Source organism: Alcanivorax sp. VBW004 (assembly GCF_009718865.1).
GTDB lineage: Bacteria > Pseudomonadota > Gammaproteobacteria > Pseudomonadales > Alcanivoracaceae > Alcanivorax.
The window spans coordinates 592,727-606,551 of the sequence record NZ_WNHC01000001.1; the positions used below are offsets into that span (position 1 = coordinate 592,727).

A 13,825-nucleotide genomic window follows, 5' to 3' on the forward strand; every position below is an offset into this window, starting at 1 on the left:
CATCCGTTGCCGCTGAAAATTGGCCCGGCCTGTGAACGAGGTCACAGGCCGGGAGAGGGCTTAATCGATCACGGTAAAGGTCATGCCGGCGTTTTCCTGCAGTCGTTTCAGTAACGGCTCGCCGAGCAGGGAGGCGGTGGTCCAGAAGCCGCCGGGGGCATCTTCCACTACGTCCTGTGCCAGACAGGCCGCCGCCTGGCCCAGCAGCTTGGCGGTGGAGCCGTAACCGGGGTCGGCATCACCGGTGACTTTCACTTTCAGGGTTTCCTGATTGTCGGTGTGGCCGACAAAGCGGATGTCGTAGAAGCCGGCTTTCTGCGCTTCCGGGCTGGGGCCTTCGCCGGGCTGGGGCACCACGAATTTGTTCAGCGCCCAGCGGGTGGGCTTGATCGCCGCAGCGGCAAAGAACAGGCCGGTGCCGGCACCGATCCCCAGTGCTTTCATGCGCCCGCCCATACCATCACCGGTGAGCATGGCTTCGTTATAGGTGAAGTGGTCGGTGTAGGCCTGGCCGGTCAAGGCGTTGGAGCGATGGACAACACGGCTGTTGATGGCATCCATCACGAAGGGGCCAACCCAGGCGTTGAAGTCGTTATCGTAGCTGGCAAGGCCAATGCTGGTCTGGCGGCTCTTGAAGCCGTGATCCGGCGGGCAAAGCAGGTAAGGGTTGGCGAGCTTCTTGCGCAATGCCGGGTCTTTGCCGGCTTCTTCTGCAATATTCATCATGCTGGCCACTGTGCCGCCGGAAACGCCACCCTTGGCCACTTTGACGCGCATGCGCACAGTGCTGGCCGGCGCGTTGAAGCGGGCCTGGGCTTGCTGCTGGAGAAAGTAGACGCCCATGTCGGAGGGAATGGAGTCAAAGCCACAGCAATGCACGATGCGTGCGCCGTTCTTCTTGGCGGTAGCTTCGTATTGCTCAAGCATGTCGGCAATCCACTGGGCTTCACCGGTGAGATCACAGTAATCCGTGCCGCTGTTAACGCAGGCCTTGATCATCGGTTCGCCATAGAGGGCATAAGGCCCCACCGTTGAAACCACCACGCGGGTCTGGGCGCAAAGGGCATCCAGGCTGTCGGCGTCGTTGGCATTGGCGGTGATCAGGGGCAGGGCGCTGGCGGCGTCGCCCAGTGAGGCTTTGACTTGCTCCAGTTTATCCTGGGAGCGCCCGGCGGCGGCCCACTTTAATTCACCATCGGTCCCGTAGGTGTCAAAGAGGTACTGGCAGAGAATCTGGCCAACGAAACTGGTGGCACCGAAAACCACCACATCAAATTGTGAATCGCTCATGGAGACTCCTTGAAGAATCAGCGAAATGGATCAGCGCAATGGAAAGTCTGACTGTGTCCGTATCCTAAGCTATTGGGGGGCGAATACGTAACCGGTGAGATTGGTCGTGTGCAGGGGTAAAAAGGTAGGGAACCGCTGAATTACCTCCTTGCGTACTCGGCGTAGCCTGAAGCGTGACCTCAGGCAACCGGCGCCGAGCGTTTGGTCACGTGTGGGGGGATTCGCGGTAAGCCAAAAAAAGGTTCATCGCGGAATTGAGTGATCAGCCGGCTTCAGAACTTGTCTCATTATCCCGCCTTGGCCGACGCTGGACGCCGGATGCTCGACGCCGGACGCTTGCATTCAAAACCTGAAAACCTTGCCCGCCATACTCTCTGTGCAAAGAGCATTACCCGATTATTGCCATCAATGATGGCCCTGACAATTCCTCAAAATACCTCTCAAAAGAGAGGCCGGAATAACGATAGCCTCTCAGGCTATGGAGGTTTACGTCAGGCATCCGGCGTCGAGCGTTTGGCAAAGTGCCGGGTATTCGGGATAAACCGGGCAGATGGCGAGAAGCGTGTTATTCACTCTAATCCGCGATGGACCTAAAAAAAGCCCTCCGGCTACAGGGGGGGAGTTGCCGGAGGGAGTCCGTCAGTGTTGCTTGAGGACGAAATCGATTTTTTCCCGCACAGCACAGTCCGGGCAGGGCCAGTCATCAGGGATCTGTAACCAGCGGGTGCCAGCCGGGAACCCTTCTTTCTCATCGCCATGGCGTTCGTCATAGGTGTAGCCACAGTTGGGGCATTGAAACTGGTGGGTGGTTTCTATTTCTTGTTCCGCTTGCCGTGCCGCCTCAATGTCGCTCTGTTGGACGTCCGGTTCAGAATCTGCACTACGATAACTCACCACCGGGCGTTGCCATTTTTCCAGTAGCGCCTCGCGCTTTCCTGGCTGCAAGTTGGCCTGTGTCAGGTCGCCCTTGTAATGCTCAACCACCAATGGGTCCATCTTCTGGTACCAAACAAAAGGCAGGTAAGCAGGGACCAGCATGGAGGCATAGCCAGAGGGTAATTGCGGGCTGTCATCGAAATGGCGCAGGGCCTGGAAGCGCCGTGTCGGATTGGCGTGGTGATCGGAATGACGCTGCAGCTGATACAGGAAAAGGTTGGTGACAATGTGATTGCTGTTCCAGGAATGCCGGGGCTCGCAACGTTCGTAACGCCCGTCGGCTTTTTTCTGGCGTCGCAGGCCGTAATGTTCCATGTAGTTGATGACTTCCAGCAGGGAAGCACCATAAAAAGCCTGCAACAGCAGAAAGGGCAAAACGATCCAGCCCAGCCACAACGTCAGCAGGCCGAAAAGCCCCACAGTCATCAACCAGCCCTGCAGGTTTTCATTGTTCAGGGACCAGCGCGGCTGGTCACAGCGTTGCAGGCGTTGCGCCTCAATATGCCAGGCGGATCGCACGCTGCCGATCATGGTGCGTGGTAAAAACGCCCAGAAGGATTCCCCCATGCGTGAACTGGCGGGATCGTCGGGTGTCGCCACATTTTTGTGGTGCCCTTTGTTGTGCTCCACAAAAAAATGCCCGTAGGCTACCGGTGCCAACGTCACCTTGGCCAGCCAGCGTTCGGCTCGGGTTTTCTTGTGGCCCAGTTCGTGGGCGGTATTGATGGCAATGCCATTCACCGCCCCCACGCTGAACACCAGACCGACCAGCCCCCACAGGGGTACATTGCCGCTGGCTACCAGCCAGGCGCCAAGCACGGTAGCCAGGTACTGGGTGGGGATATAGGCATAGACGATGAGTCGGTAATAGGTGTCCCCTTCCAGTTGGGACACGGCGGATTCCGGTGGGTTGTTGTTGTCGGTACCGACAACCCAGTCGGCAAGGGGGATCAGTACATAGATCAATACCGGCCCGCCCCAGAGCAACCCCGGCCAGGACCAGAGGAACATGTAAATGAGAAGAAACGAAACAGCAAGCACCGGAATGGCGGGACTCAGTAACCAAAGGTAACGTTTCCCGTCGTGCCAGCTTGACAGTGTAGCGGTGTGCTCGGGTGCTGCCATGGTGCCACCTTTTATTCTGCTTCTCGTTTCACGCTATACCTATGGCCATATGAGGCCAAGCATTGCTTTGTATTAACTTGGAAACGAGGCGACAGGCCTTGATTTTGAAAAGAAAAAAGCAGAAGCAAGGAATTGCATTTAAATACTGATTTTCGGGAAAACAGCGGGGGACGGTGGAGAGAAAAAGGCGGTTGCCTGACTACTGAAGCGGTGAGAAGGTAAACAGGTGGCTGTAGCTGATACGTTGCGTTGATTTCAACAGGGAGAGCATTTCATGGCGAACCAGAAAGAAATTAACAATGCCCGCAATGATCTTGATGTGCTGATCATTGGTGCGGGGCTGTCCGGTATTGGCGCTGCCTGCCACCTGAGAAAGGACTGCCCGGATCAACGTTTCGCGATTCTTGAGCGCCGCCAGGCAATGGGGGGTACCTGGGATTTATTTCGCTACCCGGGGATTCGCTCGGATTCCGACATGTTCAGTTTTGGTTACGGTTTTCGCCCCTGGAATGAGTTGAAGGTGCTGGCGGATGGGCCGGCCATCCGTAACTATATTTGTGAAACCGCTGAGGAGTTTGGGGTAACGGAACACATTCGTTATGGCCTGAAAACCACTGCCGCCGACTGGTCGGACAGCGAGCAACGCTGGACCGTAACCGTGCTGCGGGAAGAAACCGGTGAGACGCAAACCTTTACCGCCCGCTTTCTCATGGGGTGTACCGGCTATTACAATTACGACAAGGGCTATTTGCCTGATTTTCCGGGCATGGATCGCTTCAAGGGACGCTGTGTTCACCCCCAGCAATGGCCGGAGGATCTTGATTACAAGGACAAGAAAGTGGTGGTAATCGGCAGTGGTGCCACTGCCGTCACACTGGTTCCCTCCATGGCGGAAGAGACGGCTCATATCACCATGCTGCAGCGTTCCCCTTCCTATATTTTTTCCATTCCCGGCCATGACAAATTATCCGAAATGCTGGACGCGGTGTTGCCGTCAGGCTGGGTGTTTGGCATGGCCCGGTGGCGCAATATCAAGCTGCAGCGCCTGATTTATAAAGCGTCAAAAAAGTATCCGAATTTCATGCGCAAACTGCTTCTCTCCAATGTCAAACGGCATGTGGGCGATGGCGTGGACATGGCCCATTTCAGTCCTTCATACATGCCCTGGGATGAGCGCCTGTGTGCGGTGCCGGATGCGGACCTGTTCAAGGACCTGCGCGGTGGCAAGGCGTCCGTGGTGACCGACCACATTGAAACGTTTACGGAAAACGGCATCTTGCTGAAATCCGGCCGGGAGCTGGAAGCGGATATCATCATTACCGCCACCGGCTTGAACCTGCAGGTGCTTGGCGGCATGCAATTGTCACTGAACGGCGAGCCACTGGATGTGAGTGAGCGCATGACCTACAAGGGCGTGCTGATGGAAGGGGTGCCCAATATGGCGTGGGTGTTCGGGTATACCAATGCTTCCTGGACACTGAAAGCCGATATCGCTGCCGCCTATGTCTGCCGGTTACTGAATTACCTGAAAGAAAACCGGCTTTCTGTTGCCATGCCTCGGGCCGAATGCGCCCAGCCGCAACAGGACCATTCCATTATGGATGCGCTGGGTTCCGGTTATGTGCAGCGCTCGAGCCATCTGCTTCCCCGTCAGGGTCAGGGTCATCCCTGGAGAGTCACCAACCACTATGCCCATGATTCTCACATGTTGCTGGAGGAGCCGGTGGAAGATGGTTTTCTGGCGTTTTCACGGTAACCGGAGGATCTGGCAGCTCCGCCGCATTCGTTGATGTGCCGGTTTCAGCGCCGGCCTGACCGTTCAGCCCTGTCGGGCCACCGGGTGCCAAAGAGCGGTATGTTTTAACCGCAACATTTCTTGAATTTCTTGCCGCTGCCACAGGGGCAGGGATCATTTCTGCCGGGCTTTAAGGCTGTCACCGAGGGTGTGCCGTCCAGGTAATACCAGTGGCCGTTTTCCTTCACAAACCGCGAGCGTTCTTCCAGTACGGCCAGGCCCTGGCGGTCCTTGCTGGTGGCGCGAAAGTGTACCCAGCCGGTATCACCGTCTTCGTCACTGGCGATGATCTCCAGCGCCAGCCACTGCTGGCCGTCATCCTGATCCAGCCCGGCGGGGCGTTGGCTCAGGTGCCAGCTCTGTGCAATGTAATCGGTATTTTTTAAGGCAAAGGCGCAAAAGCGCGAGCGCATCAGCGCTTCCGGTGAAGCGGCTGGCTTGCCCTGATGCAGGGGTTGGCAGCAGTGGGCGTAATCAAGGCCGGACTGGCAGGGGCAGGCAGTCATGGGGTGTCTCCGCGGAAGCGATCAACAAAAGCGATCAAACAGGGCCAGCAGGTCCTGGCGTCGTTGGGGCAAATTCTCTCCCCTTGGGTCATTCAGTACCAGTGCATTCATGGCGCCGTTGAGTAGCTCCGCCAGCCCTTCGGCGCTACCAGCAAAGTGCAGGGCGCCTTCCGCCATGGCTTCGCGAATGCCTTCGCGCAACAACGGGAAACTGTAGCGCTCATCCAGGGCCCGCCAACGTTGCTGACCCAGTACCGAGGGGGCTTCGACCACCAGGATGCGGCGCACATTGTCCCGGGCCATAAAATCCACCCAGGCCAGGCTGCCGGCCTTGAGGGTGGCCAGGCTGCCGCGTTGGCCGTCCACGGCTTTCTCGATGGCAGCCATGGCCTCCTGGCTGAGCAGGTCACAGACCGCTTCGAACAGCTCCGCCTTGTTACGGAAATGGTGATACATGGCGCCCCGGGTGACGCCGGCGCCGGACAGGATGGTCTCGGTGCTGGTGTCGGCATAGCCCTGTTCGGCAAACAGGTGGCGGGCGGCATTGATCAGGCAGCCGCGGGTCTGGGCGCGGCGCTGTGCATTGGTGGCCATGGTTTTCCTCTTTTGGTTGACAAACAAACTAACAGTTTGTTTTTATTTTCTCAAAGCAGACTGCCTGTCTGTTTTTAACAAGGAGGTATCAAATGAAAATCAGCGACCGCTATCCCATCGTGGTCACCGACCACAAGGTAGCCTGCCGGGATTTCTGGCAGCGGCATTTCGGGCTGGATGTGCTGTTCGACAGCGACTGGTTTGTGCTGCTGGGCAATGAGCAGCAGGGCAGCGTGGTGGCCTTCATGAGCCCGGATCATCCCTCGGCGCCGCCTGGGCCTGAGTGCTTCGGCGGGCAAGGTGTGTGCCTGGAGATTGAAGTGGATGACATCGTGCAAACCCACCAGCACTTTACCCGGGGCGGCGGGCCGGTGGCGTACCCGCTGACCAGGGAGTCGTTCGGGCAACATCGCTTCGGGTTGCGGGACCCGTCCGGTTTGTGGGTGGATGTGGTCGAGCAGATTGCGCCAGAGGACGGCTATTGGGACCGATACATGCAGACCGTGGGTTAGCCTGCGGAGGCCAACAGATAGTGTTCGATGCGGAACACATGCTCATCGCCCACGTTGAGTTGTCGTAGTGCCTCGGCCAGTTGCAGCAGGTACTCGGCGTTGCTGCCGCTGGGGCCATGGCTGGCCGCTATATGATCGGCAATCTGCTGTTCACTGGCCTCGCCGAGAAAGGCGGCATTATCTGCGGTAGCGATATAAACCAGGCCCTGTTCATGCTGGCCATCGGCAAAGGTCAGTGGGGTGGTGACGCGCAGATAGCCGTTTTTCTCGCGGTGATCCAGATGCTCGAACACATCCGGCGTGATGCGGTAGGCCATGCCGGCACACACCGTACCGGGGGACTCAATCAAGGTGACCACCCGGCCCGGTTTGTCCGGGGTGCCGCGATGATCGTGGGAGCCTTGCCAGAAACGCCGGACCCAGCCGGTAATCGACGCCGGGCGTCGTGCCAGATAGGGAAAGTCGGCCTTGTAGATCAGCGAGCCATATCCAAACAGCCATACCGGGTGGTCCGGGTGCAGGTCGTGGCGGCGGCGATTTTCGTCGGCGGTGTCGAGCATGGCTAACCGTCCTGCTCCTTGATCCAGGTTCGTGGTTGTTGGCGTGTGGGCGTTATACTGCCGGCTCAGTATGACAGCCAGCCGGGGAAATAATGAAAGATGTGCGCGAAGAATATCACGCTGAAGGGCTGACCCAGGTCTCCCTCCATGACGACCCACTGGAGCAGGCGCGTCTCTGGGTGGATGAAGCCATTGAGGCCGGATTGCCGTTGCCCAATGCCATGACGCTTGCCACCGTGAGCGCTGACGGCCAGCCCTCTTCCCGGGTGGTGTTGCTTAAAGGTATCGAGGGTGGCGGATTCACCTTCTTTACCCACTACGATAGCCGCAAAGGGGAGGAAATTGCGGCCAACCCCAAGGTGTCGTTCACCATGTTCTGGCAGCCGTTTGATCGCCAGATGATCGTTATCGGCGAAGCGCACAAAGTCGATCGGGAAGAATCCGACAGTTATTTTGCCTCCCGCCCCTATGCCAGCCAGGTAAGCGCGGCTATTTCCCCCCAGAGTCAGCCCGCCAGCCGGGAGTGGCTGGAAGAGGAAGTGAAGCGACTGGAGCAGGAATTTCCTTCGGCGCCGGTGCCGCGTCCGCAAATGTGGGGCGGGTACAGGATTATCCCTACAGAAATCCAGTTCTGGCATGGCCGCCCCAGTCGCCTGCATGACCGGTTTCGTTATACCCGGCAGGCTGATGGCAGCTGGAGTCATGAGCGCCTGGCGCCCTGAGCATCACGCCGCCAGCGACGCGCCTACTGTTCTGGCGTGCTGCGCCGCCAGAATGAGGCAAGCAACGACCCGGACAGGTTGTGCCAGACACTGAACAGGGCCCCCGGCAGGGCGGCCAGTGGGGTGAAGTGTTTGATCGCCAGCGCCACGCCCAGCCCGGAATTTTGCATGCCCACTTCAATGGCCAGGGTGCGGGCGGTTTGTGGATCAAGCCGCAGTAATCGGGCGATGCCGTAGCCGCCCACCAGCCCCAGCGCGTTGTGCAGCATCACCGCCATAAACACCGCCATGCCCGCTTCGGCAATGTTGCCCTGGTTCAGGGCCACGATAATGCCGATCACGATGACGATGGCGGCCACGGAAACCAGCGGAAAAACGGCGCGAGCCGACGTCAGCTGCCGGTGCAGAAAGGTATTCAGCGTGCAGCCGGCAACCACCGGAATGACCACGATCTGAATCAGTGACAGCAACAGGCCAGTAACCGGCACCGGGATGCGTTCACCCAGATACAGCCAGGTCAGCAAGGGCGTGGCGACCACGGCCACCAGGGTGGAGGCAAAGGTGATGGCCACGGACAGGGCCACATTGGCGCGGGCCAGATAGGCAATCACATTGGACGCCGTGCCACCGGGGCAGGCGCCGACCAGCACCAGGCCGATGAGGAGTTCCTCAGGCAATTGCAGGGCGATGCCAATTGCCCAGGCAATCAATGGCATCAGGCTGTATTGCAGCACGACGCCAAGCGCAATTATCCCGGGCCGCTGGAAGACCTGGCGAAAATCCTCCCAACGTAATGACAGCCCCATGCCGAACATGATCAGCATAAGTAGCGGCACAATGGCCGGCTTGCCACCGACAAGCCAGTGTGGTTGCCAATATGCCAGCAGGGAAAACAGCAGCGCCCAGAGCGGAAAGAGTCGGGTAAGTCGCTGGATCATGATGTTGGCCTTTATTGTTATGTGTTCGGGGTTGCGGTTGGGTCGGCAACGAGGCACAAGTAACGCGTTTCGGCATTCAGGAACGACAAGCTTAATGCGGATTTTCGCAACTCGAAACTCGTCACTCGCAGCTGCTTCTCCTACAGTGCCAACGTCAGCAGAAACGGCAGCAGCAAAAACGCCAGCAAGGTGGAAATCACTACCATGGCAGCGACTTCTTCCGCGCCCCGGTTATAGGCTTTGGCGAGCAGGTAATTGAATACCGCCACCGGCATGGTGGATTCGATTAATACCACCCCGCGCAGCGGGCCGTCGATGTCCAGTGCCGTCACCAGACCCCACCCCACCGCAAAGCCACTGGCCAGACGCAGGACTGCAAACCCGGCTCCGCTACCCAGATGGCGCACTTTCAGCTGCGACAGGGACACCCCGAGTGTAATCAGCATCAAGGGAATGGTCAGATCGCCGATCAGGCTGACGGTGTTGTAGAGCCACTCAGGCAGGCTTAGCTGGAAAGCGACCATGGCCACTGCCAGAAACACGGAGATCAGAATCGGGTGGCGGAACAGTTTCAGGGAAAACCCCTGACCACTGACGATGGCCAGCCCCAGGGAAAAGTGTGCCACGGAATAAAGCATCATCCAGGCCAGCGATAGCGCCAATCCGGCTTCACCAAACGCGAGCATGCACAGCGGGATGCCCATGTTGCCGGTGTTGGGAAAGACCAGTGAAGGCAGAAACACCCGGAAGGGCTGGCCGGTGAGGCGCAGTATCACCGCGCTGACCACGAACGTGGCGGCCAGCACCGCCACTGCCAGACCGGCCACTTCCATGAGCGCCTGCAGGTCCAGATTCGTCTTGCCCATGGTGGCGACAATCAGGCAAGGGGTAGTGACCAGGGTGACCAGTGAAGTGACCATCTGGGTATCGAAGGGCTTGCCGGCCCGCGCCCAGAAAAAACCGACACCGGCGCAAAACAGTACCGGGGCAATGATGGTCCACAGAGTGGTAAGCATGTCGGTACATCCCGTAAATAAATCAGCCACGCAGTCTGGGAGCTGCTGGCCGGGATGTCCATTGTCGGCGATCAGGTCGCGGTGTGTTCAGTGGTGTTCTGGTTGCGGGCGTGGGCGTCTTGCAGCATGTGCAAGGTAATGGCGCGGACCGCCTGACGGGAAGAGGCGATGTGCTGCTGCAGATGCAGCCTGGCATCCGCCGCTCGGCCTTCCTCGATGGTCTGGAGAATGGCCGAGTGTTCATCATAGGTGGCGTCGATGCGGGCTGGCTGGGTGAAATCAAGTCGCCTGACGATGCGCAGTCGTTCGGTCAGATCTTGATGGATGCGGGTCATTTCCCGGTTGCCGGCGGCAGCGACCAGTTGTCCGTGAAAGGCTTCATCCATGGCACAGGTGGCGGGTCCCCCGGTGGTTCTTTCTGTGGGTGGCAGGCTCCATTGCTGTTTGAGTTGCTGCAGTGTCGTCTGGGTGGCCGTGTCGCGGGTGCGCTGGCAGAGGCGATCCACGGCCGAGCATTCCAGTACGATACGGATGTCGTACAGCTCTTCGAAATAACGAAAATCAAAAGGCTTTACCTGCCAGCCATTGCGGAACAATACATCCACATAGGACTCGCGTTGCAGGCGCAAGAGTGCCTCACGAACAGGTGTCCGTGAGGCCCCCATTCGTTCGGCAATATGGCTTTCGGTGATGCGGTCTCCGGGCAACAGGCGGAAATCAAAGATGTCCTGCTTAAGCCTAGCGTAGATCTGGTCTGCCAGGCTGGGGGCTCTGCCGCCGGACGTTTCTGCTTTCATGACTTTTCCATCACCGGTTCAGGGGCTGGTGGGGTTGAGTGAGGCAATGTAATTCCTCCAGCCGCCCAGGGCGGTAATGTCGGTGGCGTCATCAATGGCCCAGGGCTCACAGATAAAGCCTTTCACCCAGCGCCCGTCGGCGGTTTCCAGGCTGCCGATTCCCAGTGGGGCGGGGATCAGGCCGACAAAACTGCCGAAGTGTTTCACCGGCATTTGCCACAGTTCGATAGGGATGCTGTCGCCGCCGTTTTTTTCATTGCGGATCAGTCCGGGTTTGGGCGGCACCGTGTTGGCCAGGGCGTAGAGGCGGTAGCAGGGCGCGGTGTGAGTGGCTTCCAGCAAGACTCCGTCGCGTTCGGTGAGCTGGGTATTGAGTGGCATCCCGGTGAGGTGCGCGCCGACCACCGCAACGGTAATCAGGTCGCCGTCATCATCATTGGCCGCGCGGGGTTGCGGCTCCGGCAAGGGCTGGCCGGTGGCGCCGGCCTGCCAGGGCTGCGCCTGCTGCCAGCGCTGCCCGAAGTCGGCCAGCGCATGGTCCTGCCAGGCCGGGCCAATCAGGGTGACGCCGCCGGGCAGGCCGTCTTCACGGAAGCCGCCGGGCAGGGCCAGGGCGCACAGGTCCAGCAGGTTGACGAAATTGGTCCAGGTGCCGAGCTGGCTGTTCAGGGTGATGGGGTCAGCCTGCACGGCGGCGCGGGTGTAAATCCCCGGAGTGGTGGGCAACAGCAGGGCATCCACCGTTTCCATCAGGGCGTCTGACTGGCGTTTCAGTGCGGCGAGCTGGTATTGGGCGCGGAAACCATCCGCAGCAGTGAGGGTGGCGGCGGGTTCCAGAATGTCGCGAATCACCGGCAGCAGCGCGTCCGGTTTTTCCTGCAACAGGGATTCGGTAACGGTGAAGCGCTCGGCCACCCACGGGCCCTGATAGAGCAGTGCGGCGGCATCCTGTAGCACCATGGTATCCACGGTGACCAGGTCGGCAATCTGTTGGATCTGTTCAAGCTGTTGTTCCCACAACCGCTGGGCCTGGGTGTCTCCGAACCAGGGCAAATCTTTGGGGATGCCCAGCGTGGGGCGTGCGGGCAGGCTAGTGGTTTGTGATGCCGGGGCCGGGCGACTGTAGGCATCGTCGTTGTCGAACTGGCCGATCACCCGGTATACCTGTTGGGCGTCGTCTACGCTGAGCGCAAAGATGCTGACGCAATCCAGGGTCCGGCAGGCGGGCACAACACCTTTGGTGCTGATGGCGCCACGGGTGGGCTTGAGGCCCACGGTATTGGTGAATGCGGCTGGCACCCGGCCGGAGCCGGCAGTATCAGTACCCAGAGAAAACGGTACCAGACCCAGGCTCACCGCCGTGGCGGAACCGGAGCTGGAGCCACCGCTGAGATAATCCGGGTTAAACGGGTTGGGCACTTCCCCATAGGGAGAACGGGTGCCCACCAGGCCAGTGGCGAACTGGTCCAGGTTGGTCTTGCCCACCACGATGGCGCCGGCCTTGCGCAGCAGGCGCACCGCGGTGGCGTCTGCTTCCGGGGTGTAGGCAAAGTCAGGGCAGGCCGCAGTGGTGGGCATGCCGGCCACATCAATGTTGTCTTTCACCGCGAAGGGAATGCCATACAGGGGCAGGGATGAATCGGTGAGAGCGTTGGCCTGCTCGATCAATGAGGACTCATCCAGCAGGTGGATCCACAGGGCACGTTCACTGTCGTGAAGTCGTGGTGCCAGTTCTTTCATGGCCTGTACCGGGGTGAGATCACCGTTACGGTAGGCCGCCTGCCATTGTTGAAGAGTCCAGCCGATCATTTGTTTGCACACCTTTTTGTATACAAGTTGGTATGCGAACTTGTGCAAATGTGGTGCCAGCGACGGGAAAAATATTTAACGTGTTGTTTTTACAATAATTAATAGGAAAGACATTGAGTGCGGCTGGGCCCCGGGCGGAAACTGGGTGCGCTAACCTGATGCATCTGCGCTGTATCAGTGCAGGACTTGCACAACTTGCCCCATAGAGTGGGTTGGAGCGGATCGAGCGATTGATCAGGGATGCCGATGGCAGGGACAGCAAGGCTCTATTTCCACCGATTTGTTTGCTCTGGCATCGTGGTTGAACTGATTCCAGTGAGTGGATTCGATGTGGAGGAAAGGTAATGGATCAGCGTGCGTTGGTTGTGGAGGGCGGTGCCATGCGCGGCATTTTCGCCGCCGGTGTGCTGGATGCGTTTCTGGAAAACCCGCATCACGGTTTCGATTTTGCGGTGGGCGTTTCTGCCGGTTCGACCAACCTGATTGGTTACCTGGCGGGAGACCACGGCAGAAGCCGGCGGATCATCACCGACCATGCCTGCCGCCCGGACTTTATAAACTGGCAGCGCTTTATGGCCGGTGGGCATCTTTGCGATGTGCACTGGTTGTGGCATCAATCCCGACTGGAGGTGCCGTTAAGCCTGGAGCAACACTGGCAGGGGAAGGTGCCCCTGTGGGTGGTGACCACGTCGGTGGAAGACGGTGCGCCGCGCTATTTTGAAACTCGCCCGGATAACCTGGACGAAGTGATGACCGCGTCCTGTTCCATTCCCTTTGCTTACCGCGATTTCCCCACCGTCGCGGGGCATCCCATGACCGATGGCGGGCTGGGGGATTCCATCCCGGTGCGCTGGGCCTATCAGCAGGGTGCGCGGGATATTACCGTGGTGTTGTCGCACCATCAGGGTTACCGCAAACGCTCCAGTGCCCTGACGCCCTTGCTGAAACCCTGGGTGCGGGACATGCCCGCGCTGTATGACGCCCTGCTCAGGCGCACGGACAGTTACAACGCGTCACTGGACTTCATCGACAACCCGCCTGCAGATTGCCGGTTGACGGTGGTTGCGCCTGACCCGGACTTTCCGGTAAACCGGTTGACCACCAATCCCCAGAAACTGGATATGGGGTATCAGCAGGGGCATCGGGCCGGGTTGCAATCGTTGGGGGTGGAGATGAAGCAGGCGTCGAGCGGCTAGCGACAAGTCTGCAGTCGCGAAGGCGTTTT

Annotated in this window: 13 protein-coding genes; 4 read left to right on the forward strand and 9 right to left on the reverse strand. The window is 59.1% G+C overall.

What is annotated here, in order from left to right; all coding sequences use genetic code 11:
- Positions 1-60: 60 nt before the first annotated feature.
- Together F1529_RS02750 and F1529_RS17760 are read right to left on the reverse strand one after the other, a co-directional pair.
- On the reverse strand, positions 61-1,290 hold the full coding sequence (locus F1529_RS02750) for a trans-acting enoyl reductase family protein (RefSeq protein WP_155131979.1): 1,230 nt from the start codon (positions 1,288-1,290) through the stop codon (positions 61-63).
- Positions 1,291-1,929: 639 nt separating this feature from the next.
- On the reverse strand, positions 1,930-3,351 hold the full coding sequence (locus F1529_RS17760) for a fatty acid desaturase (protein WP_196220356.1): 1,422 nt from the start codon (positions 3,349-3,351) through the stop codon (positions 1,930-1,932).
- Between the two features lie 274 nt (positions 3,352-3,625).
- On the opposite strand from F1529_RS17760, the gene F1529_RS02760 reads away from it, so the two are divergent.
- Entirely contained in the window at positions 3,626-5,107 is a 1,482-nt protein-coding gene (locus F1529_RS02760; RefSeq protein WP_155131982.1) for an NAD(P)/FAD-dependent oxidoreductase, read from the forward strand.
- 104 nt (positions 5,108-5,211) lie between these two features.
- Here F1529_RS02760 and F1529_RS02765 read toward each other — a convergent pair whose 3' ends face one another.
- Both F1529_RS02765 and F1529_RS02770 read right to left on the reverse strand, forming a co-directional pair.
- Positions 5,212-5,652, reverse strand: a complete 441-nt coding sequence (locus F1529_RS02765; protein ID WP_007151005.1) for a YchJ family protein — start codon at positions 5,650-5,652, stop codon at positions 5,212-5,214.
- A gap of 21 nt (positions 5,653-5,673) precedes the next feature.
- Entirely contained in the window at positions 5,674-6,246 is a 573-nt protein-coding gene (locus F1529_RS02770) for a TetR/AcrR family transcriptional regulator (protein WP_007149721.1), read from the reverse strand.
- A gap of 92 nt (positions 6,247-6,338) precedes the next feature.
- On the opposite strand from F1529_RS02770, the gene F1529_RS02775 reads away from it, so the two are divergent.
- On the forward strand, positions 6,339-6,758 hold the full coding sequence (locus F1529_RS02775; RefSeq protein ID WP_155131985.1) for a VOC family protein: 420 nt from the start codon (positions 6,339-6,341) through the stop codon (positions 6,756-6,758).
- Here the strand turns inward: F1529_RS02775 and F1529_RS02780 are convergent.
- Positions 6,755-7,318, reverse strand: a complete 564-nt coding sequence (locus F1529_RS02780) for a gamma-glutamylcyclotransferase (protein WP_007151579.1) — start codon at positions 7,316-7,318, stop codon at positions 6,755-6,757. The genes F1529_RS02775 and F1529_RS02780 overlap by 4 nt on opposite strands.
- 92 nt (positions 7,319-7,410) lie before the next feature.
- Between F1529_RS02780 and pdxH the strand changes: the two genes are divergently transcribed.
- Positions 7,411-8,040 carry a pyridoxamine 5'-phosphate oxidase gene (gene pdxH, locus F1529_RS02785; protein ID WP_155131988.1) on the forward strand — a complete coding sequence of 210 codons (630 nt, stop codon included), beginning with the start codon at positions 7,411-7,413 and terminating at the stop codon, positions 8,038-8,040.
- A 23-nt stretch (positions 8,041-8,063) separates the two neighbouring features.
- On the opposite strand, the gene F1529_RS02790 is transcribed toward pdxH, so the two are convergent.
- From F1529_RS02790 to atzF, 4 genes are all read right to left on the reverse strand, one after another.
- Entirely contained in the window at positions 8,064-8,978 is a 915-nt protein-coding gene (locus tag F1529_RS02790) for a bile acid:sodium symporter family protein (RefSeq protein WP_155131991.1), read from the reverse strand.
- 140 nt (positions 8,979-9,118) lie between these two features.
- Positions 9,119-9,994 (reverse strand): AEC family transporter, encoded by an 876-nt coding sequence (locus tag F1529_RS02795; protein WP_155131994.1) that lies wholly within the window; start codon positions 9,992-9,994, stop codon positions 9,119-9,121.
- Between the two features lie 71 nt (positions 9,995-10,065).
- On the reverse strand, positions 10,066-10,791 hold the full coding sequence (locus F1529_RS02800; RefSeq protein WP_155131996.1) for a GntR family transcriptional regulator: 726 nt from the start codon (positions 10,789-10,791) through the stop codon (positions 10,066-10,068).
- A gap of 18 nt (positions 10,792-10,809) precedes the next feature.
- Positions 10,810-12,600: an allophanate hydrolase gene (gene atzF / locus F1529_RS02805; RefSeq protein WP_155131999.1), complete on the reverse strand. Its 1,791-nt coding sequence runs from the start codon at positions 12,598-12,600 to the stop codon at positions 10,810-10,812.
- A 344-nt stretch (positions 12,601-12,944) separates the two neighbouring features.
- Here atzF and F1529_RS02810 point away from each other — a divergent pair, with 344 nt between their 5' ends.
- Positions 12,945-13,796, forward strand: coding sequence for a patatin family protein (locus tag F1529_RS02810; protein WP_155132001.1), 852 nt, complete (start codon positions 12,945-12,947; stop codon positions 13,794-13,796).
- Positions 13,797-13,825: the final 29 nt, after the last annotated feature.

Bases quoted from the DNA above. Each gene is read 5' to 3' on its own strand.
- F1529_RS02750 (WP_155131979.1), bottom strand. From the start codon at position 1,290: ATGAGCGATTCACAATTTGATGTGGTGGTTTTCGGTGCCACCAGTTTC.
- F1529_RS17760 (WP_196220356.1), bottom strand. From the start codon at position 3,351: ATGGCAGCACCCGAGCACACCGCTACACTGTCAAGCTGGCACGACGGG.
- F1529_RS02760 (WP_155131982.1), top strand. From the start codon at position 3,626: ATGGCGAACCAGAAAGAAATTAACAATGCCCGCAATGATCTTGATGTG.
- F1529_RS02765 (WP_007151005.1), bottom strand. From the start codon at position 5,652: ATGACTGCCTGCCCCTGCCAGTCCGGCCTTGATTACGCCCACTGCTGC.
- F1529_RS02770 (WP_007149721.1), bottom strand. From the start codon at position 6,246: ATGGCCACCAATGCACAGCGCCGCGCCCAGACCCGCGGCTGCCTGATC.
- F1529_RS02775 (WP_155131985.1), top strand. From the start codon at position 6,339: ATGAAAATCAGCGACCGCTATCCCATCGTGGTCACCGACCACAAGGTA.
- F1529_RS02780 (WP_007151579.1), bottom strand. From the start codon at position 7,318: ATGCTCGACACCGCCGACGAAAATCGCCGCCGCCACGACCTGCACCCG.
- pdxH (WP_155131988.1), top strand. From the start codon at position 7,411: ATGAAAGATGTGCGCGAAGAATATCACGCTGAAGGGCTGACCCAGGTC.
- F1529_RS02790 (WP_155131991.1), bottom strand. From the start codon at position 8,978: ATGATCCAGCGACTTACCCGACTCTTTCCGCTCTGGGCGCTGCTGTTT.
- F1529_RS02795 (WP_155131994.1), bottom strand. From the start codon at position 9,994: ATGCTTACCACTCTGTGGACCATCATTGCCCCGGTACTGTTTTGCGCC.
- F1529_RS02800 (WP_155131996.1), bottom strand. From the start codon at position 10,791: ATGAAAGCAGAAACGTCCGGCGGCAGAGCCCCCAGCCTGGCAGACCAG.
- atzF (WP_155131999.1), bottom strand. From the start codon at position 12,600: ATGATCGGCTGGACTCTTCAACAATGGCAGGCGGCCTACCGTAACGGT.
- F1529_RS02810 (WP_155132001.1), top strand. From the start codon at position 12,945: ATGGATCAGCGTGCGTTGGTTGTGGAGGGCGGTGCCATGCGCGGCATT.